Raw genomic sequence first — 21,224 nt, forward strand, 5'->3', positions numbered from 1 at the left:
ACGACACGCGCTCGCGCACCTTGCGTGCCGAGACGAGCCCGACGAGCAGGAGCAAGGCGAAGCCGATCGTGGCCAGCAGGACGTCGGGTATGACGAAGATCATCACCTTCGTCTGGGCCAGGAAGCCGGTCTGCGAGGTGAGCGCGTAGCCCCAGGTCAGGAGTAGCGCGTGCGCGCTCAGCAGGCTGATCAGGTACCTCCCGCCCATGGCGTGCCACCGAGCCAGACGGTCCGATCCGAGTCCGTGCTCGATCCACGGGGCGCGGCTCATGAGGAGCAGCACCACCGCGACGGTGTAGCCGCCGTAGAGCCCGGTCAGGCGCCCGGCAGCGGTGAGCCAGTCCCCGACGCCGACCATGCCCGTGGCGTCGTGCCACCACAGGACGGTGGTGGCGACGGCACCGGTGACCACCGCGATTAGCAGGGAGCGCTCCGAGACCGTCCGGGGGCGGCGGTGGCCTGCCTGCGGAGTGCTGGGGCGCCGGGTGGCGGTCGTGATGGTGGACATGGATTCTCCGGTCAGAGGATGGCGAGAGCTGGTGCGTTGATCCGATGGTGCGCGCCGCAAGGTGCCGACAACCTGAACGCCTTCATCGCCGCTGGACCGGTCGGCTCGCACCGACCGGTCAGGTGACGTGCAGGTGGTGCGTGGGAACGTCGACCATGCGATCCACGCCCGTCCTGCCCGCCATGCTGCGAGACTCGGAGGGAAGGGGTGAACGCCATGTTGATCGGCATCTGTGAGGACGACCCCGCCATCCGGCGCCTAGTCACCCAAGCGATGGGTTTCGCGGGCCACGAGGTCCTCACCGCCCACGACGGTGGCGAGGCCCTGCGCCAGTTCGGGTCCGGCAGCGCCGTGGACGTCCTCATCATGGACATCGGACTCCCCGACTCCGACGGTCGAGACGTCACCCAGGCCCTGCGCTCAGCCGGCCAGTCAGCGCCCGTCCTGTTCCTCACCGCACTGGGCACCGTCCACGACAAGCTCTCGGGCTTCAGCGCCGGCGGCGACGACTACCTTCCCAAGCCGTTCGACGTCAAGGAGCTCATCGCCCGCGTGGAGGCGCTCGCGAAGCGCGGACGCCCGGCCGTCACCGCCGAGGTCTCGGGCCTCGTGCTCGACCCGGCTCGGCACGGGGTCCGTTCCGAGCAGGGCGAGATCCTGTTGACCCCGACCGAGTACCGCATGCTCGCAGCCCTCACCTCCCGACCGGGAGAGGTCGTGAGACGCCGCGCCGTCGTCGCGGCAGCCTGGCCAGACGGTGCCGTGGTCAACGAGAACACCATCGACTCCTTCGTCCGGCGCATCCGGGCCAAGCTCGACACCATCGGCTCGCCCGTCACGATCGAGACCGTCCGCGGTGTCGGGTTCCGCCTGACGTGAAGCGCTCCCGCACCGGCATGACCAGCTCGTTCCGCGGCCAGATCGTCATCCTGACCGCGTGCGTGACGGCCTTCGCGATGATCGCGCTCACCATCGTGCTCCAGCTGATCCTCGCCGACCTCAGCAGGACCAATGTGGACACCGTTCTCGAGGATCGCGCCGATGCGGTGGTCAGCACCGTCAGCGACGCCGACAGCCAAGGCCTCGCGGTGACCTCGGCCGAGCTCGACACCGGCGTCGTGGTCTACGACGCCCAGGGAGCCTCCGTCGCAGGGGTCGCCTCCTCGGCACTCGCGGACATCTATGACGAGCTGAGCACGACCGGCACCACGACCTACCGCACCGCCGGAGACACCGCCCGCGTCCTCGCGCTGCCCTTCCTCAGCGACGCCGGCGACCAAGGCGTCGTCGTCCTGTCCGAGCGTCTGGGCCCCTACGAGGCCGCAGAGCGCTACGCCCTGATCGTCAGCATCATCACCGGCGCTCTCGCCACCGCCGCCGCCGCCGCGATCGCGGCCTGGGTCACCACGCGCGCCCTGAGACCGGTCGGCGTCCTGGCCCGGACAGCGACGGACTGGAGCGAGCACGACCTCTCGCGGCGTTTCGACCTCGGCGCACCCACGAATGAGATCACCGCCCTGGCGGCCACCCTGGACACCCTTCTCGACAAGGTGTCGGCGGCGATCCACACCGAGCAGCGACTCACCGCCGACCTCGCGCACGAGCTGCGCACCCCCCTCACGGCGGTCCAGGGCGCGGCCGACCTCGCCCTGCTCCAAGGAGGCCTGCCTCCCTACGCTCAGGAGGGCCTCGAGGAGATCTCCGCGGCGAGCCACCGCATGTCGGAGACCATCACCACCCTGCTCGACGTCGCCCGCAACGCCGACAGCCTGCGTCAGGCCGCCACGTGCTCGATCGCAGCAGTCGTCGACGACGTCACGGGCAAACCGGCCGCCGACGGCCCCGGTGTCGAGGTCAGGGTCGAGGTCGTCGACCACCAGGTCGCTGCCCCGCACTCGGTCGCTGTCCGCGCCCTGGCCCCCGTGCTCGCCAACGCCCTGCGCTTCGCCGACAGCCGCGTCACCGTCACCGTGGCCGCCAGCACGACGGGGATGGTCGACGTCGTCGTCGAGGACGACGGACCCGGCGTCGGCCGCGGCGACCCCGATCGGATCTTCCAGCCGGGTGTGAGCTCGACCGGGGGATCCGGCGCAGGACTCGGCCTGAGCATCAGTCGCCGCATGGCACGCAGCGTCGGTGGCGATCTCGAGCTCACCGATGCGGGACCACCCACCCGGTTCGTGCTCCGCCTTCCCCTCGCCTGACACGCTCCCCTGGCGCCACCCGACGCTGGTCAGGTGGCTGGCAGGCTCGCGGCCACACGCTGGGGCAGTGACGACGACCGTGGCACCCCGAGCGCCTGCTCCTGGCGCGCGCTCACCATGGCCACGACGGCATCTCCTCGCGCAGGTCTGGTCGCCCACGAGCGCCGTGCTGGGGCTCGCGCTCTCGGCGTTCCTGGTCCGGTTGCCCTTCGCGAGCCTGCCCCTGGGGCCCGATGAGGGCGGCCTCCTGCTGGTCGGTTCACAGTGGACCCACGGCACCTCGCTCTACGGCAACTACTGGATCGATCGCCCGCCCTTGCTCATCGGGTTCTTCGGCCTCGCCGACCACCTCGGGGGCACCGTGGCCCTGCGGCTGCTCGGGGGCTTGCTGGTGGCGATCTCAGTGCTGCTGGCCGGTCGGATCGGCGCCCTCGCTGTCGCCGGGGGCCGCGGCACCCGGTGGGCTCCCGCCCTGACCGCCCTCCTGACCGCAGCCCTCCTCGTCAGTCCGTTGGTCGGCGCCCTGGAGGTCAACGGCGAGCTCATCGCACTCCCCGCGATCCTGCTCAGCATCGAAGGGCTGCTCCGCTCCCAGACAGCCACGTCTCCCTGGGTCCGGTCGCGGTTGCTCCTCACCGCAGGAATCGCTGCGGCCGCCGCCGTCCTGGTGAAGCAGAACGAGGTGGACGCCCTCCTCCTGATCGCTCTCCTGGCCGCCCGGACCGCCTATCGTCGAGGACCCCGGGCCGCCCTCCCCGACATCGCTGTCCCGGCAGCAGGTGCGCTGCTGGGCTCCGCCCTCGTCCTCGGGCTCGCGGCGAGCCGCGGGACGTCGCTCGCCGGGCTGTGGGAGGCAGTGGTCACCTTCCGCCTCCAAGCCTCAGCGGTCATCAGCGGATCCGCCAGCGACGCGACGTCGATCCGGCTGGACGGCCTCCTGCTGTCCCTGGCCGTGACGGGTGCCCCCGTCATCATCGGACTCCTGATCGTCAGGCTGCATCGGCGCCACGAGCGCAGCTGCGTCGATCTCCGGGTTCCCGCGCTCGCCCTGCTCGCCTGGGAGTGCCTCGCGGTGCTCGCCGGTGGCAGCTACTGGCTGCACTACCTGATCCTCCTGGTCCCTGGGCTCGTCCTCGCCGTGGCCTCGATCTGTGCCACACCGGCTACCGCCTTCGACCCGACACCGGGCCTGCAGCCAGCGACGAGGTCCCCCGGGGGTGCCCCCTGGGACCTGCTGGCAGCGCTCAGCTACGTCGTGGCAGCGGCCCTGGTCGCGACAGTCGCCGTGGCCGCCCGGACGTCCGGGGCCCACCATGCCGACCCCCTCGTCTCGTGGCTCGCGACCCACCAGCAACCCGGCGACACCGCAGTCGTCGCCTACGGACACCCCGACATCCTGCAAGCCAGTGGGATGGCCAGCCCCTATCCCGAGATCTGGAGCCTGCCCGTCAGGGTGCGGGACCCCGACCTGCTGGCCCTCACCGCCGTCCTCGGGGGGAACTCACGTCCCGATTGGGTCATCACCACTGGAGCCGGCCTGGCCGGCTGGGGCATCGACCCCACGACAGCCCAGGTCGAGCTGGACCAGCACTACCACTACGTCGGCGACATCGACGGCTACCGCGTCTTCCACCAGGTCACCCCCACCAGTCCCCCATCGACAGAGCCCACACCGTGACCCCCCAGGAGAAGCCAAGCCCGTACGACGCGTCGTGATCGTGATCCCGACCTACGACGAGGTCGACGACATCATCGAGCTCCTCACGGGCCCGTGCACGACAGCACGGCCGGTTTCAAGGCGTTCCGGGCCGACGCGCTCCACGCCATCGACGTCCTCGGCAGCACCTCCAACGGTTGCTGCTTCCAGATCGAGAACACCTGGAAGGCCCACCTCGCCGGTCTGCGGACCAACGAGGTCCGAAGCGCGTTCGTCGACCGGACCCAGGGATCCTGCACGATGTCCGGCGCCATCGCGCTCGAAGCGCTCCTCAGGGTCCTCGCGTGGCGATGGGCCGAGCTCACCGATCCGCGTGCCGGCGTACGCGGCACCCAGGAACCCCCCGCCCCGAGGAACGACCACCGCCGCGAGATTGGGACCTTCCTGGCCGCCGGCGGCGCCGGCTACCTCGTCGATGTCCTCACCTTGACGCACTCCTCGACGCCGGACCCCTCGCCGGACACCACCCCGTCGCGGCACGTGCGCTCGCTGTCCTGGTCGCCACCGCGGTGACCTACCTCGGCAACAGCCTGCTCCACCGGGCGCGGCGCCGAACGCGCGACGAGACAACGCGAGGTGATCCTGTTCGTCCTGTTCAACGCCGTCGGCTTCGGCGTCTCGACGCGCTGCCTCATCCTGTCCCATGGACCTGCTCGGCCTGACCTCCAGGACCGCGGACAACGTCTCGGCCAACGTGACCGGCGTGGGACTCGGCACCATCGTCCGATGTCTCCTACCGCCGCCACGTGTTCGTCACCGCGGTTCATCGTGATCGTCGACCGGCTGCATCAACCGCTGACCTCAGGGTCGCCACCGGCGTGTGAGTCCCGGCAGGGCTCAGGCCCAAGGGGGGCGAGCCCCGGCGGGCAAGCTGATCGGTCAGCTCTCGCCGGCAGGTCGCTTCCGCGACGTTCAGCAGCCGGGAGGAAGGCACGTCATCGCGACGCAGGTCACGGGCGACGCGATGCACGAGCCTGGCAACCTCGTGCCCCGCAACGGCACCGCTGTACTCCAAGGTCAGGCGTGCAGCGAGAGCGCCGCAACCGCCCCGCCCGTCGATGACCGCGGCAGTCGCAGGTGTCCACTCCCGCAAGCCCGGCGCCGAGCTCGCGGGAAGGCCCCACGAGCGCAGGAGTGCCCGCGTCTCGGCTGGGTCGTCCCCGCGGCTGTCAATCGCGCCTGCTGGATCGCCCGCGAGGACCGCGCTTGCCGAGAGGACGAGGCCCGCGGCCGCGGCCGAGAGGACGCGCCGCACGTTCATCCGAGCACCTCGACGGTCTTGGCCGGGGTGCCGGCAGGGCTGCTGCCGGCGGTGCCGGACACATCGTCGTGGTGTGTCGCACCGATCCGGTGTCGCACGACCGCGGCGGCTGCCGGGACGAGCGAGACGGCAACCATCCCGATCGCGAACAGCTCGACGTGCGCAGCCACGATCGGCACGCCTCCGAGGAAGTAGCCGGCGACGAGGAGTCCGACCGCCCAGAGGGCTGCCCCTGTGAGGTTGAAGACCGTGAGGGTGCGTCGCGGCATCCGCCCGACTCCGGCGACGACCGGGGTGAAGGTGAGCACGACGGGGACGAAGCGAGCCAGGATGACGGCCTTCGAGCCGTGCTTGGCGAAGAAGGCCTCGGCGCGCTGCGCGTGCGAGCGGGAGAACAGCCGCGACTCGGGGCGGCTGAAGACTCGTGGTCCGAATCGGCGCCCCAGAAGGTAGCCCACCTGGTCGCCGGCCGCTGCGGCTCCGAACAAGCCCGCTGCGACCAGCACCAGGGGCAGGTGGATCACGCCCGTGGCGACCAGGATGCCGACGGTGAAGAGGAGCGAGTCGCCCGGGAGGAAGAACCCGACGAGCACGCCCGTCTCGGCGAACACGATGACCATGGCGAGCAGCAGGGCTGCCGGTCCCAGGCCGTAGAGCAGCGGTGTCAGGAAGGCGATCATGGTGGCACCGTAGGAGCGGGCACCTGCCAGGCACCTGACTGCTTCGCGACTGCAGGTCCCTGATCCGGCGTCGCCGAGGACGCGCCAGGGCCCCGGAGCGTGTGATCGCTCCGGGGCCCTGGCGCCTTTCCTCTCCGTGTGACGACGCTTCAGCTGCGCACGGTCTCCCCCTCGGTCGTGGACGGCGCGACGAGCTCGGTGCGGTCGACGCGGGTCACGGTGAGGTAGACGACCGTGGCGAGGATGGTGCCGAGGAAGACCAGGCTCGTGACCAGGGTGCCCAGACCGAGCCCGCCCTCGCCCTGGGGCAGCGCCAGGAAGTCGCCGATGTTGGCACCCAGCGGGCGGGTCAGGATGTAGGCGAGCCAGAACGAGAGGACCGGGCCCATCCCGAAGCGCCAGGCCGCCAGCACGGCGAGGATCAGGCTCGCGGGGAGCAGGATCGAGGCACCCGGCGACCAGCCGGTGAGCTCGAGGGTCCAGTCCCCGACGGCGGTGCCGAGGGCGAAGGTGACCAAGACGACCAACCAGTACCACGCCTCGCGGGGCGTCGTGTTGATCGAGTGGATCGACAGCGTCCGCTCCCGGGCATACCAGGCGGCGAACACGCCGGCGAGCAGCACGGCGAAGACCGTGGAGCTGACCCACAGGGCGACACCCCGTGCGTCGGTCAGGTTGTCGGTGAGCAGCGTGCCGACCACGCTGATGAGCACCACCGCGAGCCAGTAGATGCCGGGGATGTAGCGGCGGGACCGGAACTGCAGCGCCAGCACGACCGCCAAACCCGCAGAGAACAGGGCCGTGGTGTTGGTGAGCCCGAAGCCGAGCGTCTCGTTCACGTAGTCGGCGAAGCTCTCCCCCACCGTCGTGCAGAGGATCTTGATGACCCAGAAGAAGACGGTGACCTCAGGAACCTTGTTGAGCATGCGTCGACCGGTGCTGCCGGCAGGGAGTGTTGTCGTCATGCAGAGAACCCTGCGTCGAACAACCTGCACACGACCTGACTGCTGGGCCCTGCCGGAAGAATGACGGCGGGTAGAGCAACGTGGTCGCCGCGACGCAGAACAGACCGAGCGCCTAGCCGCCCGCAACATCGGAGAGGTTGTGCACGCCGAGCATCACCCGATCCGCTCCCACCAGCAGGACCAGGAGGAACGCACCGACCGGGCACCCACGTCGCGCGGCTCGCGACACCTGGAAGGAGTGAAGCACCGCGGTCACGGCTGCCGCGCCGGCCACGATGGCCGAGGCGTGTCCTGACGGGTAGAACGTGGTCAGGGTCTGCACCGGATCGTCCCAGACCGGGCGGTCTCGATGCACCAGCACCTTGAGTGCTGTCGTGCTGGCAGCCGTCGTGACCGTCACCAGCACCTACCACCTCGCCATGGCACTCTCCACCCACAGGAGCCCCCGAGCGAGGCCCCCGTGCTGAAAGGTGAAGGCCTCAGTCGGTCTGCCGATGGCGTGGTCGAGGCGGAGGAGCGGCGACCATTGCGCCACCACGAGCCCCGCCAAGGCGACCACCACGCCGGCACACACGAGAGCGACGAGCACCAGGGTTTGACGATGGGCCGCGGCAGAGGACGGGCCACGCGGCTCGCTCACAGACCGAACGCGGCTGCCATGTCGGGAGCGTCCGAGCCCTCGCCCAGCGGCTCGACGCCGAGGACGTCGGCGATGAAGCGGGTCAGGGAGTAGTGGGTGAGGGGCGTGTCGACGACCACGCCGTCCAGCGCGGGTGTCAGGACGGAGGTGAGCACCGTGTTGTCCCCGGATCGATCGTCCTCGTCGGCCGTCACCACGACCACCAGGCGTCCGCTGAGGAAGTCATCGCTCGACAGGACGGGCTGGAGCGTCGCTTCGAGCCACGCATCCGCTGTCGCCAGCGATCCGTCATGGGCGTCGTTGTCGAGGTTGGGGACCAGCAGGCCGACGTTGGGCAGGTCGTCGGCGCTCGCGTCCACCGCGAACGTCTCCGTGCTGACGTCGTGCTGCAGGCAGTCCTCACGTCCGGACGTGAAGTAGACCCAGGGGTTGTGCCGCACGGCGTACTTGGGCACTCCGACCGCCTTGTCGGGGTCGTCGTAGACGTGGCAGCTCTGCGGCATCGACTCGGCGTAGGTCCGTGCCGTCTTGCCGTGCGCCAGAGCCTGGTCGAAGACCGACAACGCCTCACCGACGTCGCCGACGTTGGCCTCGGGTGCCTGGTCGTCGAGGATCCCGAAGGTCGAGCCGCCGAACATCGCGAGGTAGTTGGGCTCGCTGGGATGGGTGATGGCCGACCAGCTCGTGGCATAGCCGTAACGCTCCGACAGAGACGCCAGGTAGGGCATGCCCTCGCGCATCTGGTCGTAGGTGTGGTTCTCCTCCACGATGACGAGCACCTTGGTCGCGGCAACGGGATCCGGCGCGCTCGTCGCACTGGGTGGCGTCGCCCCTGGGCCATCGGCAGCACCGCAAGCCGTGGCTGCCGCCCCGGCCGCGGCAAGTGCGGCCAACGACGCGATAGCTCGTCTGGTCGTGGTCTGGCGTCTCATACCGCTCCCCATGCCTTGTCCCGAAACTGTCAGCATGCTGGGGAGGGTAGATCGCCCTACCTGCACGCCACCTGACTGAAGACGTCAGCAGACCGACCGCAGTGGGGTCACCGCTCACCGTGACCCCACTGGTGCACGGCGCCTCCCCGCGGGAGTCGGCACCGCGCCTGGGCCAGGCTAGTTAGCCTCGCCGCTCTCGTCGGCATCCTGGTGACCCGGCTCGTTCGGGTTCGCGTCGGGACCCTGGTCAGCACCGTCCGAAGCCTCCTCGGCACCGTCTGCCTCCTCAGCGCCGTCGGCCTCCTCGGCACCGTCGGCCTCCTCAGCGCCGTCGGCCTCGTCCGCCTCGCCGCTCTCGTCCGCGTCCTGGTGACCCGGCTCGTTCGGGTTCGCGTCGGGACCCTCATCGGGCCCGTCCGAGGTCTCCTCGGCGCCCTCCGAGCCTTCCACCTCGTCCTGCTCGCCACCGTTGCCCGGGGTCTGCACGGTCGAGTTGTCCGGGCCCTGGGGGTCATCGGCCTGGGCAGCCATCACCCCGCCGATGCCCACGCTGGCGATGACGGCCGTCGATGCGATGAGGGCCACGTTGCGCCGTACGTTCTGCATGGTCTTCTCCCTTCGTCGACCGCACCCTGCGGCTGACGGGACCAACACTGCCGACAGGCCGCTGTGAGGACGCTGAGCGCACCTGAGAGCACTCTCACCCGCGAGCTGCCGGAGCCGTTCACAGTGCGCTCTCAGCCGGGGACGAGGAGCATGGTGCCCACACGTCGGCGAGGGAGGTGACAGATGCGCGTCCTGCTGGTCGAGGACGAGGTCCGCCTGGCCGAGACCGTTCGTCGCGGGCTCGTCGCGGAGGGTTTCGTCGTCGATGTCTGCCACGACGGGATGACCGGCCTGGAGGAGGCAGAGACGACGCCCTACGACGTCATCGTGCTCGACATCATGCTTCCTCGGCTCAATGGCTACGACGTGTGCCGCCGCCTGCGCGGGGCGAAGAACTGGACGCCGATCCTGATGCTGACCGCCAAGGACGGCGACCTCGACCAGGTCGACGCGTTCGACCTCGGCGCCGATGACTTCCTGACCAAGCCGTTCTCCTTCGTGGTCCTGGTCGCCCGCCTCCGCGCCCTGGTGAGACGCGGTGCGCCCGAGCGCCCGGCACAGCTCGAGGCAGGAGACCTGACCCTGGACCCCGGTACCCGCGTCGTGCGACGGGGTGAAGAGGAGCTGGCCCTCACACCGCGTGAGTTCGGGCTGCTGCACTACCTGTTGCGCCACCGCGGGGACGTGATGTCGAAGGCCGAGATCCTCGAGAGCGTGTGGGACCTCAACTACGACGGCGACGACAACGTCGTGGAGGTCTATGTCGGCTACCTCCGCCGCAAGATCGACCAACCCTTCCACCGCAAGGCCATCACCACCGTGCGCGGTGTCGGCTATCGACTGGAGCTCGACGGTGGCTGAGACCCAGCGCCGGCCACGACCCCATCGCGGTGGGCTACGTCTGCGAACTTCTGCCGCCGCCACCGTGGTCGTCGCCCTGGTCCTCGCGGCGGCATCCCTGGCGTTCGTGCTCCTACAGCGCCACCAGCTCGAGTCGTCGTTGCGTGACGTGGCACTCCAGCAGGCCAGCGACGTGGCAGCCCAGGTCGGACGTGAGGGGAAGGGGGTGGACCTCGTGGGCGGTGGCGGTGACCAGTCCCTCGTGCAGGTCGTGGCTGCCGATGCGACCGTCGTCGCCGCAAGCGCCTCGGTTGTCGGTGAGCCCCCGGTGATCGCCCTTGCCCCCGGCCCGGGCGAGGTCCTCGTCGTCTCGGGATCGGAGCTGCCCATCGGCGAGGGTGAGGGATTCGTCGTCGTGGCCGAAGGAGTCGCTAGCCCGGACGGAGAGATGGTCGTCCTCGCTGCCCAGAGCCTCGAGACCGTCCAGGAGTCGACCGCCATCATCGGTCGACTGCTCCTCCTCGGTTCTCCCCTGGTCCTGCTCGCCGTGGCACTGACGATGTATTGGCTCACCGGCCGCGCCCTCGCGCCGGTCGAGGCGATGCGACGCCGTGTCGCCACCATCGACGGCACCTCGACGCTCTCGGCACGGGTCCCGGTCCCGAGCACCGACGACGAGATCGGACGCCTCGCGGCGACGATGAACTCCATGCTCAGCAGGCTGCAGGACTCAGCGGACGTTCAGCGTCGGTTCGTCGGCGACGCCTCCCACGAGCTGCGCAGCCCTCTGGCGACCATCCGAGCCGCTCACGAGATCCAGGCCCTCCACCCCGACTCTGCCGACTGGGCGACTACCTCCGGTGAGGTGCTGGCCGAGCTCGACCGTGTCGACCGGCTCGTCGCCGACCTCCTGCTCCTCGCCCGCTCGGACGAACACGGCCTGTCACTCCGCCCGACAGAGGTCGACCTCGACGACCTGGTGCGTGCCGAGGCTGCTCGCCTCCGACGTACGTCGGGTCTCGAAGTTGTCGTTTCGGCACCCCCCGTGCGCGTCAGCGGCGACGGGCACCACCTCGCCCGGGCCCTTCGCAACCTGGTCGACAACGCCCACCGTCATGCCGCCTCACGCGTGGAGCTCCGGCTGAGCAGCAACGACGGTGCAGCGACGGTCGAGGTGCGTGACGACGGACCCGGCATCCCCCCGGACGAAGGTGAGCGCATCTTCGAGCGATTCGTGCGTCTCGACCAGTCGCGGACCCGCCACAGCGGAGGGTCCGGGCTCGGGCTCCCCATCGCCCGCCAGATCGCGCGCGCCCATGGTGGCGAGCTCGGCTGCCGACCGGTCCCGGTCGGATCGTGCTTCCGGCTCACACTGCCGCTGCGGCCGTCAGTCGAGGACGGGATCGAGGTCGTGGGACCTCGATGACGTGGGCCCTGCTGCGACCGACGATACGTCGACATCGGCATGGGTGCGGGTGAGGTGGACGACGAGACCGGCGACCTGGTTGCGCAAACAGCAGTGGCCCTCACCGTCACTGTGAGGGCCACTTTCCTTGTAGCGCGGGCGGTGTGCGCGGGCGGATTTGAAACTGCGACCTCTGGACCTACGGTGTGCGGGGCTTCCCAATCTGACACTTCGACCGCTCTTGCCGACGTTCTTCTGACCTGCGCAGACGCGAACGACCAGGGGACTGGTCCCCCGATCAACTTGACATTGTCTGCTCGGACTTGACGGCTTGCGCTGGCGTTCTCGGGGAGTAAACGCAACACGACTCACATCGAAATCGCCCTCACATGACGAACCCCCTGAACTGGCTTCGTCCAGAGGCGTGCCGCGTTGATTCAAGCCGCCTCCTGGGTTGGCAGACGACCGATCGTCTGTCGCCATTGAGACGCGATCGCAGTACTGAACCCGACGCTGCCCATTCCGTCACTACGACCCTGCGGCCTGACTTCGCGAAGCCAATCGTCGGGAACACCCGAATCTCGCCGCGACCCGCGCGGTCACCCCGCTCAACGATCCTTTGAGGGACGACATCGGCTCCGTGACTGTTTCCCGCCTGCAGCGACGCCGAGGGACGTTCGGCGAGCGGGCCAACAACGGAGAGTCCCAGTCAGTCCCGCTGGTGAGCGCGGTCGTGATAGGTGTCGTCGCCGATGAGCCGACCGTTTGGTTCAGGTACGACCCGCGCGCGGCGAATTGGGGCCGCGGCCTGGCCCCAACGAGGGGGAAACTCCGTCCGGTGAGGTGGTCCTTGACGACTCACGATGCCCCTGGAGGTCTCCTCGGCGTGGAGGCGAGACCTCGGTTGAGGGGAGCGACACCATCACCGCGGCGCCCGGGAGGGCCTCGAGCACGGTCACGTCGCCGTGGTTGTGTCTCGCGAGCGCCCGGACGATCGCCAGGCCCAGACCGGTTCCGGGCTGGCCGCGGCTGGCGGCCGGACGGGTGAAGCGATCGAATGCCGTGGGCAGGAAGTCCTGGGGAAAGCCTTGGCCCTGGTCGCGGATCGTGACCTGCACGTGGTCGGCGTCGCTGGTGGCCGAGAGGGTCACAGGTCCGGCGCCGTGGGTGAGCGCGTTCTCCAGCAGGGCGTCGAGTGCGAGTGCGATCTGGTCGGGATCCGCCCAGAGGTGCAGCCCGGGGACGACCTGCACCGTGATCGGTCGGTCCAGGCTGTCAGCGCGGGCGCGGTTGCGTCTCGCGGCCTCGCCGAGGAGGTGGGCAACATCGACGTCGTGTGGGTGGGCGGCGCCGGCTGCGTGCTCGGCCTGGGCGAGGAGGAGCAGGTCGTCGGCGAGGCGGCAGATCCGGTCGGTCTCCTCGCGGGCCGACTCGAGCGCAAGGCGCAACTGGGCGGCCTCGTGGGGGCCGATCAGCGCGACGTCGAGCTCGCTCTTCAGCGTGGTCAGGGGGGTGCGGAGCTGGTGGCTGGCGTCGGCGATGAAGCGCCGCTCCCGGGCGATGGCGTCCTGCTCGGCGCTCCAAGACTGCTGCACCCGCTCGAGCAGCCCGTTGAGCGTGCGTCCGAGTCGTCCGAGCTCGTCGTTCGCCCGAGGCTCGGGCAGGCGGCCTAGGGGCAGGTCCCGGATCGTCTCTGCCTCGCGCCGGATGTCCTCGACGGGGCGCAGCGCCACTCCGGTCATCAGGTAGCCGACCACGGCAGAGCCCACGATCGCCGCGGCAAGGCCGATGAGCTCGGTGGTCAGGAGCGCGACCATGGCCTCGTGCTTCTCGTCGAGCGACTCACCCACCACCAGCACGGCGCCCGGGCCCTCGGCCGGCAGCGGTGTCACCAGCAGACGAACCGACTCGTCGAAGAGGGCATCACCGGTCCGGTCGACGAAGAGTGCTTGGTCTCCGATACCGCGGACCAGGCTGGGGCTCACCAACGGCACGCTGGCGCGGGCCGAGGACCGCAGCACCTCCCCGTCGGCACTGAGGACCTGGACCGGATTCTCATCCGACTCCAACACGGCGGCGCTGGGACTTCCCGGATCAGCGGGCTCGGTCCGCCCGTCGAGCAGCTGGGTGTCAGCGCTTCCGATGAGCTGGGCGGTGCGGCTGCGCAGGGCGTGGTCGATGTGGCGGTCGAGCGCTTCGTCGAGCCGCAGGTAGACGAAGACCCCGGCCAGGACCATCAGCAACAGCATCGCCACCGTGAAGGCGCCGGTGATACGCCAGCGCACCGGCAGGGACCTCATGGGGCGTCGTCCGCGAGTCGGTAGCCAGCGCCCCGGGCCGTCTCGATGGTCCGCGTCCCGAACGGGCGGTCCACCTTGGCCCGCAGGTACCCCATGTACACGTCGATGACGTTCGACTTGTTCTCATAGCTCTCGTCCCAGGCCGACTCGAGCAGGTCGTACCGGCTGATCACCTGACCCGGCCGACGCATCATCGCCTCCAACAGGCCGAACTCCTTCGCTGTCAGCTCGATCTGGGTCCCAGCCCGATGCACCGTCCGTGCGGCGGGGTCCAGCCGCAGGCCACCGGCCTCGATCACCACGTCCCTGGTGAGGTCGCTGCGCCGCGCCAGGGCCCGCAACCGGGCCACCAGCTCGGCGAACTCGAAGGGCTTGGCCAGGTAGTCGTCCGCGCCGCTGTCCAATCCCTGCACCCGGTCATCGACGGCGCTGAGCGCGGTCAGCATCAGGACCGGTACGGGATTGCCCCCGGCGCGCAGCTCGCGGCACACCTCGAGACCGGAGGCGTCCGGCAACATCACGTCGAGCACGACAAGGTCGTAGCTACTGGCTGAGGCCATGCTGACCGCCTCCTCACCCGTGCCGGCGATGTCGGCCGCGAACCCGTGCGCCAGCAACCCGCGCCGTACTATTTCGGCCAGCTTCGCCTCGTCCTCCACGATCAGGACCCTCATCTGGTCAGCCTCCCACGCGTCCACCCGGCCGCGACCCGTCACGTGGGTCCAGCGGTCACGCAGGCCATGGTCACATCGCGTCGATGAGAAAACGATGAGCGCGCCGCTGCCCCACCGACGGTCATCGCCCTCACCGTCTCCTCATCTGGCTTGCGGTCTCCTGTTATCGGCCCCGACAGCCGGGGCCCCAAGGAATCGGAGACGACCATGAACCTCGACCCTCGAACCTCTCGCGGTGGCGTCCGTCTGGCCGCAGCCGCGCTCGCCTCGGGTGCCGTGCTCGCCACCGCCGCCTGCAGCGGCGTCGCCGGCGGTATCGACGCGACGACGGCCCCCACGACCAACACACCCGGCACCACGTCCAGCCCGACCGCCGCCGACCCCTCGCCAGCAGTCACCTCCCTGCCCCAGGGGGCGGAGAAGCTCGAGCTGGACCCCGCCGACTTCACCACCGAGATCACCAACCCGTACTGGCCGATGGCACCAGGTGACACGTGGCGCTACGAGGAGACCGACTCCGAAGGAGGCCGCCAGCAGGTGGTCATCCGGGTGACCTCGAAGACCAAGCTTCTGGCCAACGGGATCACCGCCCGCGTCGTGCGCGACGAGGTGCGCGAGAACGGAGAACTCACCGAGGCCACCGATGACTGGTACGCCCAGGACACGGCCGGAAACATCTGGTACCTCGGCGAGGACACCGCGGAGTATGACCACGGCAAGGTGGTCACCCGGGAAGGCTCCTTCGAGGCCGGGGTCGACGGAGCCCAGGGTGGCATCGCGATGCCGGCCCAGCCCCGCCCCGGCATGAGCTACCGGCAGGAGTACTACCGGGGCCACGCCGAGGACCGTGCGACCGTGGTGACGGTCGGGGAGGAGCACGTCGAGGTCCCCTTCGGCTACTTCACCAAGGACGTGCTGATGACCCGCGACCTCGTCCCCTTGGAGCCGCGCGTTCAGGAGCTGAAGTTCTACGCCCCCGGCGTCGGCCCCGTCCTCAGCGTGCACCTCGACGGCACTGGCGGCCGGGCAACGCTGGTGAAGTACATCCGCGGCACAGGCTGAACCCGGTCCGGCTGCCAGCCTCCTGCCGACGGCGTCATCGGGTGGCTTGGTTCGCCACCCGATGACGAGTCGCTCCCTCAACCCTGGTCGAGGGCGAGGAACCCGAGGCGGGCCGTCACGTCGGCCGCGCTCAGGAGGTTGCGGGCGTCCACCGCAGTCCGGAGCGCGGTGAGCTCGCGGTCCATGACGGTTGCCTGGTCGGCGGGCAGTTCGAGCCGGGCGCGGAGCAGCTCGAGGACAGCCACCTCACCGTTGACGTCCGCCGGCCGGTGCGCTGCTGCGGCCTGGCGCAGCACCATGGTGTGCAGGTGGAAGCGGAACCTCTCGACCTCCTGGCTGGTCAGGTACTGCGCCTCGAGATCGACCGCGGACTGCGCCACCCGCGCCGCCGCCTCCTCGGTGACCCGCACATCGCGACCGCCGACCGCTGCGTGCAGCTTGGTCAGCGAGCGCTGGAGCAGCCGCATCGGCCGGAACGGCTGGTTCCCCTCGGCCAGGTCGCTCACCGCCGTGGCGATCTGGTCGACGGACAGCTTCGCGGAGTTCCACGAGTCCCCGCGGGCGAACTCCCAGGTACCCCAGGCCGCGGTATAGATGTGCCGCAGCGCCGGCGGCGCGCCACCGGGCACGGCGTTGGTCGGTGTGGCCACCGCCATGGCCTCGAGCTCCGTCCGGTTCTTGGTGAGGAACTCCCCGTACCCCGGGGCGAGGGTCTTGCGGGAGTGGGTGCCGTCGACCCCGAGCTCGTCGACCACGATCGCCCCCGTCACCGGCCCGGTCGGCCCCTTCACCGTCTTGTCGACCTCGACGACGCTCAGCTCCTCGAAGACGACACCGAGCACGTTCTCGACGCGGAACACGTCACCGAGCTCGGGGTGCGCCGGCATGAGCATGGCCGGCGGACCGTCCCGACCGGCCAGCCAAGTGCCCTCGGTGAAGTAGGCGCCGCCATGTTGGTAGTCGATCACGTCCTCGCCGAAGTACCACACCGATCCGTCGTCGGCCTGGGCGTAGCGGTCCACGGCGACCTCCTCGATCCGGCCGTCGAGGTAGGCCACGTACTGCGAGAGCACCACGGGCACCCTCGTGCCGTACCAGTCGACCACCCCGGTCTGGGGCAGCCGGGTGGTCTCGGACCGGAACAGCTTGCCCTCGACGGTGCCGACCTGGATCACCGACTGCAGGTCACCGACCGGGAACAGGGGGTTGGTGATGTCGAGCGGATGGCTGAACGTCGGCCGGTCCATGTCCACCCGGTCGCTCGTGGGCGCGCAGCCGGTGCGGGTGACGGTCCCGCAGGCGGTGACCGGGAACTCGTCTGAGGCGTTGGAGTCCGGCGCGCCGCTTCTCGTGCCGAGAGCGGCCACAGAGTGCGGGTCCGCCGTGGCTCCCGCGTCGGACAGGAACGGGATGCCGAGCGAAGCCGCCCCTGCCAGAGCGAGGGCGGCAACTGCGCGGTGGCCGCGGGTCCCGGTACGTGCTGGTGACGTGTGCATGAGGGTTCCTCCTGGTCCGGCCGGGGATGGTCCCCCTTGATGCTCGGACGCTAGGAACCGGGAATGAGCGGACGCTGAGAAGCAGCCATCCCGGCCTGGTTCCGGGCTCGCGGACTGGGTGCTGGGATTCCGACGCGGACCACGGACAAGTGGTCGGGGTCGACGGCGGCCCGGCCGCCGTGGGCCTCGGCGATGGTGGCGACGAGGGCGAGGCCGAGCCCGGCTCCGCCGGCGGCCCGGGACGAGTCGGCCTGGCTGAACCGCTCGAAGGCTCGGGCGAGGAACTCCGGGGGCAGGCCGGGCCCGTCGTCACCGACCGAGATCTCGACGCCGCCCGCCAGGGGCCGGGCCACGATCCGCACCGTTCCGGCGCCGTGCCGCAGCGCGTTGTCGACGAGGTTGGCGCTCAGCTGGGCGATCCGGTCCGGGTCGGCGTCCATCGTCAGGCCCGGCGGGACGTCGAGTTCGAGCCGTCGGCCCAGCGCCGTGCTTCGCGCGGCGTGCTGGTCTCGGAGCCGGGTCAGGCAACTGGACAGGTCGAAGGGTGCACGTCGCAGCGGCAGCCGGCCGTCGTCGAGTCTGGCCAGCACCAGCAGGTCATCGGCCAATCGGGTCAGCCGGAGGCACTCGGTTTCGGCGGCCAGCAGGGCCGACCGTCGCTCGTCGTCGTCGAGCTCGCCGCGCAGCGCGCTGCCCAGCTCCAGCCGGATCGTGGCCAGCGGGGTCCGGATCTCGTGGCTGGCGTCGGCCACGAAGCGTCGCTCTCGGTCGAAGGCGTCCCGCAGTCGGTGCAGCATGTCGTTGAGAGTTTCCCCGAGTCGTCTCAGCTCGTCGTGTGCAGGTGGCAGCGGCAGCAGCTCGGGGGAACCGGACAGCGTGATGGACTGGGCCTTGCGACGCATCTCCTCCACCGGCCGCAGGCCCGCTCGAGCCACGCCGTACCCGAGCGCCGACGCCAGGAAGAGGCTGACCACCCCGCCGATCAGGAACGACCTTCCCAGGCTGTCGAGCGCGTCGTTGCGGTCGACCAGTGACTGCCCCAGCACCAAGGCGCCGGGAGAGCCCGAGCGCAGCTCGATCGGCTGTACCAGCAGCCTGGCTCGACCGTCCACACCCGGCAGGTCCCGCTCCAACATCCGCGGTCCCGGCTGGCCCGGGCCGGCTTCCTCGGCAGCGAGGGCCGGTCCGGCCAGGGTGCCGCCGGTCTCCACCACCTCGCCGCCGCGGGTCAGTATCTGAACGAAGAACTCCTCACGGTCCTCCAGGGTCAGGGCAAGCTGCCTCATCGGCGTCCCGGCGTCGTAGGCCGCCTCCGCCGCCTGGGCGCGGCGTTGCAGGCTCACGTCGATGCGTTCGTCGATGTCCGCACGCAGCCGGACGCCCACGAAGAGTGCAGCCACCGAGAGGACCAGCAGCGTGGCCACCGCGAACGTGGCGGTCAACCTGATCAGGACCGGGACCCGGGCCAGCCCCCGTCTCATCGGCCACCGTCCGCGCGCAGTCGGTAGCCCAGCCCGCGCACGGTCTCGATCGAGGCGACACCGAAGGGCCGGTCCACCTTCTCGCGTACGTAGCGCACATAGACCTCCACCACATTGGACCGCTGCTCGAAGCCGATGTCCCAGGCAGCGTCCACGAGCTGCAGGTGGCTCAGCACCTGTCCCGGGTTGCGCATGAACGCCTCCAGCAGCGCGAATTCCCGGGCGGACAGGGTGATCTCGACATCGCCGCGCCACACCTGGGCACTGGCCGGGTCCAACCGGAGTCCCCCCACCTCAAGGACGGTGGGTCGCTCGTGGGCATCGCGACGGGCCAGCGCCCGCAGCCGCGCCAGGAGCTCGCTGAGCGCGAATGGCTTGGTCAGGTAGTCATCCGCGCCCGCGTCCAGCCCACGCACCCGGTCCTCCACATCCGCACGCGCGGTCAACATGAGGATCGGGGTCCACACCCCTTCGGTGCGCCACCGCCGGCACAACTCGAAGCCGTCCCCACCGGGCAACATCACATCCAGCACGATCACGTCGTAGACCGCGTCGGAGGCCATCTGGCGGGCAACCGACGGATCCGGCGCCACATAGGCGAGCACCCGCACGCTGCGCAGCGCCCGCACCACCGCCGCGGCGAGTGGCACGTCATCCTCGACCACAAGCACGCGCACACCCCGAACCTAGTCCCGCAAGGATGAGAGCAGCATGAGACCCACTGCCTCCCGGGCTTCCACGACCGGCACACCAAGGTCGGCGAGGACCTCTTCCACAAGACCGGCATGGACACCCTCGAGGTGACCGACGAGGTTTTCCGGTCCCGTCACCCGATCGTCTTCGACCAAGCCGAGACCCGGATGCACACCATCAAGGCCGTGCTCGTCGCCACGCTGGGGAGCTGACGTGCGGATCCGTCGCGCTGGGCGGCAACGCGCGGCTCCGCAGGCGCAGAAGTCCCGGTGGTGTTGATCAGACGGGCATCCAGGCAACTGCACGTCGTTGCGGTCAACCGCCAGGAGGCCTAGTCGGTCAGCAACCGCGAGTGCCAAGACGATCACCGGATGGCGATCCCCTCATGAGACCTGATGAAAGTCAGCTCGGCCGCGGGTGATTGAGACCTCGTGAACTCTGGACCCGTTGACCTGCCGGTGGCGGCCGCAGTTCACTGGAGGTCGAGAGCAAACCGAGGGAGGAAGCATGTCGGGCAAAGTTGTGCACTTCGAGATCCCGTTCGACGACGGTGACCGCGCGCGGGGTTTCTACGTCGAGACTTTCGGCTGGCAGATGGTCCCCGTGCCGGGCATGAGCTACACGATGGTGATGACAGGTCCGAGCGACCCCGAGCGTGGTCCGACCGAGCCAGGCTTCATCAACGGGGGCATGTTCGAGCGGAGCGCGGAGTTTCCTGGCACGTCACCGAATCTCGTCATCGACGTCCAAAGCGTCGACGAAGCGCTGCGCAAGGTCGAGGCCGCCGGCGGAAAGACCGTGACCGAGAAGATGGCCGTCGGGGACATGGGCTTCACCGGCTACTTCACCGACACCGAGGGCAACCTCATCGGTCTCTGGGAGACCGCTTGAATCTCCTGCGAGTTCCGGGGTGAGTACCTGGTCCCCTCGCGACCCGAGCTCTGCCGCTGTGCCCACGCCCCGGCTCGGGCTCGCGCTGCCTGAGCAGCCAGGCCAGGACGTCGGAGGTGGCGAAGCGAACGCGACCGCCGACCTTGATCGCGCACGACCCCTTGCCGTCGGTGCGCCAGTCGCGGATCGTCGTCACAGGCACGTCGAGGTACTCGGCGAGCTCCTGGATGCTCAGCAGCGGCTCCAGGCCACTCAGCGTGATGGGTGGTCTCCATGAACGTGAGGTGCGCACGAGGTCCCGAGTGGTCCCGCGGGGGTCCGTGACATCCCATGCCGATGCTCGCGGATGCGGCTCGGAGGAGCGCTACGACGGGGTTTCTGGCGGGTTTGTGACAGTCGGATCAGTTCTCAAATGCTTTCAGGCTCGGAGATCAGTGATCTCCGAGCCTGAAACTTTGTAGCGGGGGCAGGATTTGAACCTGCGACCTCTGGGTTATGAGTGAAATCTCTACCCTGCAGGCGATGCTCTTGGGCGCGCTCGGAGTGAGCGGGTGTGAGGTATAGTCGCAGGTCAGAGGGTATATTTGATCTTTCGCCAACCTCCGCCAACCTTCGTTGCGTTTCGGCAACCTTTGCGGACACTGTGCGGACAGGTCTCCAGGAGGCAGAGATGGCGTGGGTGAAACCGCGGATCACTAGCGATGGCGGGAAGCGCTTCGTCGCCTGCTACCGAGACCCCGCGGGCCGGACGCGCTCGGCCGGTACGTTTACGTCGCAGCGTGCCGCCGAGCGTGCCGGCAACCGCGAGGAGCAACGAGTCCTGGGTGGCAAGTGGCACGACGCTTCCCGCGGCGCCATCCCATTCCGGC

The 21,224-nt window shown here is 69.7% G+C and carries 20 protein-coding genes and 1 pseudogene; 9 read left to right on the forward strand and 12 right to left on the reverse strand.

Translation table 11 applies throughout. The annotated features are described in order from the left end of the window. Positions 1-508: ferric reductase-like transmembrane domain-containing protein (locus RMN98_RS03505; protein WP_309647410.1), on the reverse strand; the 508-nt coding region annotated here is incomplete at its 3' end. Between the two features lie 216 nt (positions 509-724). On the opposite strand from RMN98_RS03505, the gene RMN98_RS03510 reads away from it, so the two are divergent. The 4 genes from RMN98_RS03510 (at position 725) to RMN98_RS03525 (ending at position 4,942) form a co-directional block, all read left to right on the forward strand. Then, the gene (locus RMN98_RS03510) at positions 725-1,387 is read left to right on the forward strand and encodes a response regulator transcription factor (RefSeq protein ID WP_309647428.1); all 663 of its coding nucleotides are present in this window, start codon (positions 725-727) and stop codon (positions 1,385-1,387) included. Beyond that, positions 1,384-2,712, forward strand: coding sequence for a HAMP domain-containing sensor histidine kinase (locus RMN98_RS03515; protein WP_309647411.1), 1,329 nt, complete (start codon positions 1,384-1,386; stop codon positions 2,710-2,712). Before RMN98_RS03510 ends, RMN98_RS03515 begins: the two co-directional genes overlap by 4 nt. A 67-nt stretch (positions 2,713-2,779) precedes the next feature. Further along, positions 2,780-4,390, forward strand: a complete 1,611-nt coding sequence (locus RMN98_RS03520; protein ID WP_309647412.1) for a hypothetical protein — start codon at positions 2,780-2,782, stop codon at positions 4,388-4,390. A gap of 93 nt (positions 4,391-4,483) precedes the next feature. Next, on the forward strand, positions 4,484-4,942 hold the full coding sequence (locus RMN98_RS03525) for a hypothetical protein (protein WP_309647413.1): 459 nt from the start codon (positions 4,484-4,486) through the stop codon (positions 4,940-4,942). 744 nt (positions 4,943-5,686) lie between these two features. Here the strand turns inward: RMN98_RS03525 and RMN98_RS03530 are convergent. The 5 genes from RMN98_RS03530 to RMN98_RS03550 form a co-directional block, all read right to left on the reverse strand. Further along, positions 5,687-6,370 carry a VTT domain-containing protein gene (locus tag RMN98_RS03530; protein WP_309647414.1) on the reverse strand — a complete coding sequence of 228 codons (684 nt, stop codon included), beginning with the start codon at positions 6,368-6,370 and terminating at the stop codon, positions 5,687-5,689. A gap of 149 nt (positions 6,371-6,519) precedes the next feature. Further along, the gene (locus RMN98_RS03535) at positions 6,520-7,335 is read right to left on the reverse strand and encodes a hypothetical protein (protein WP_309647415.1); all 816 of its coding nucleotides are present in this window, start codon (positions 7,333-7,335) and stop codon (positions 6,520-6,522) included. Positions 7,336-7,447: 112 nt separating this feature from the next. Beyond that, entirely contained in the window at positions 7,448-7,735 is a 288-nt protein-coding gene (locus RMN98_RS03540; protein ID WP_309647416.1) for a phosphatase PAP2 family protein, read from the reverse strand. Between the two features lie 236 nt (positions 7,736-7,971). Next, the gene (locus RMN98_RS03545; protein ID WP_309647417.1) at positions 7,972-8,754 is read right to left on the reverse strand and encodes an alkaline phosphatase family protein; all 783 of its coding nucleotides are present in this window, start codon (positions 8,752-8,754) and stop codon (positions 7,972-7,974) included. A 330-nt stretch (positions 8,755-9,084) separates the two neighbouring features. Further along, entirely contained in the window at positions 9,085-9,456 is a 372-nt protein-coding gene (locus RMN98_RS03550) for a hypothetical protein (RefSeq protein WP_309647418.1), read from the reverse strand. Between the two features lie 240 nt (positions 9,457-9,696). On the opposite strand from RMN98_RS03550, the gene RMN98_RS03555 reads away from it, so the two are divergent. Then, on the forward strand, positions 9,697-10,374 hold the full coding sequence (locus tag RMN98_RS03555; protein WP_309647419.1) for a response regulator transcription factor: 678 nt from the start codon (positions 9,697-9,699) through the stop codon (positions 10,372-10,374). Then, positions 10,367-11,779 (forward strand): HAMP domain-containing sensor histidine kinase, encoded by a 1,413-nt coding sequence (locus RMN98_RS03560; protein ID WP_309647420.1) that lies wholly within the window; start codon positions 10,367-10,369, stop codon positions 11,777-11,779. The genes RMN98_RS03555 and RMN98_RS03560 overlap by 8 nt, the downstream gene beginning before the upstream one ends. A gap of 749 nt (positions 11,780-12,528) precedes the next feature. Here RMN98_RS03560 and RMN98_RS03565 read toward each other — a convergent pair. Then, positions 12,529-14,058 (reverse strand): HAMP domain-containing sensor histidine kinase, encoded by a 1,530-nt coding sequence (locus RMN98_RS03565; RefSeq protein ID WP_309647421.1) that lies wholly within the window; start codon positions 14,056-14,058, stop codon positions 12,529-12,531. Beyond that, positions 14,055-14,732 carry a response regulator transcription factor gene (locus RMN98_RS03570; RefSeq protein ID WP_309647422.1) on the reverse strand — a complete coding sequence of 226 codons (678 nt, stop codon included), beginning with the start codon at positions 14,730-14,732 and terminating at the stop codon, positions 14,055-14,057. The genes RMN98_RS03565 and RMN98_RS03570 overlap by 4 nt, the downstream gene beginning before the upstream one ends. Before the next feature lie 207 nt (positions 14,733-14,939). Between RMN98_RS03570 and RMN98_RS03575 the strand changes: the two genes are divergently transcribed. Next, entirely contained in the window at positions 14,940-15,794 is an 855-nt protein-coding gene (locus tag RMN98_RS03575) for a hypothetical protein (protein WP_309647423.1), read from the forward strand. 77 nt (positions 15,795-15,871) lie between these two features. On the opposite strand, the gene RMN98_RS03580 is transcribed toward RMN98_RS03575, so the two are convergent. The 3 genes from RMN98_RS03580 to RMN98_RS03590 all read right to left on the reverse strand — a co-directional run bounded on the left by RMN98_RS03580 (position 15,872) and on the right by RMN98_RS03590 (position 19,448). Beyond that, positions 15,872-17,041 carry a hypothetical protein gene (locus RMN98_RS03580; protein ID WP_309647424.1) on the reverse strand — a complete coding sequence of 390 codons (1,170 nt, stop codon included), beginning with the start codon at positions 17,039-17,041 and terminating at the stop codon, positions 15,872-15,874. A 299-nt stretch (positions 17,042-17,340) separates the two neighbouring features. After that, positions 17,341-18,771 carry an ATP-binding protein gene (locus RMN98_RS03585; protein ID WP_309647425.1) on the reverse strand — a complete coding sequence of 477 codons (1,431 nt, stop codon included), beginning with the start codon at positions 18,769-18,771 and terminating at the stop codon, positions 17,341-17,343. After that, on the reverse strand, positions 18,768-19,448 hold the full coding sequence (locus RMN98_RS03590) for a response regulator transcription factor (RefSeq protein WP_309647426.1): 681 nt from the start codon (positions 19,446-19,448) through the stop codon (positions 18,768-18,770). The genes RMN98_RS03585 and RMN98_RS03590 overlap by 4 nt, the downstream gene beginning before the upstream one ends. A gap of 42 nt (positions 19,449-19,490) precedes the next feature. Here RMN98_RS03590 and RMN98_RS03595 point away from each other — a divergent pair. Both RMN98_RS03595 and RMN98_RS03600 read left to right on the forward strand, forming a co-directional pair. Next, a pseudogene (locus RMN98_RS03595) lies at positions 19,491-19,676 on the forward strand (ornithine carbamoyltransferase subunit F); the annotation flags it as partial. Positions 19,677-19,971: 295 nt separating this feature from the next. Next, positions 19,972-20,355, forward strand: coding sequence for a VOC family protein (locus RMN98_RS03600; RefSeq protein WP_309647427.1), 384 nt, complete (start codon positions 19,972-19,974; stop codon positions 20,353-20,355). Here RMN98_RS03600 and RMN98_RS21000 read toward each other — a convergent pair. Beyond that, positions 20,330-20,647 (reverse strand): helix-turn-helix domain-containing protein, encoded by a 318-nt coding sequence (locus tag RMN98_RS21000; protein WP_397208740.1) that lies wholly within the window; start codon positions 20,645-20,647, stop codon positions 20,330-20,332. The two genes, RMN98_RS03600 and RMN98_RS21000, sit on opposite strands and share 26 nt — an antisense overlap. Between the last annotated feature and the right edge of the window lie 577 nt (positions 20,648-21,224).

It is taken from the genome of Nocardioides sp. (genome assembly GCF_031397825.1).
Classification (GTDB): domain Bacteria; phylum Actinomycetota; class Actinomycetes; order Propionibacteriales; family Nocardioidaceae; genus Nocardioides.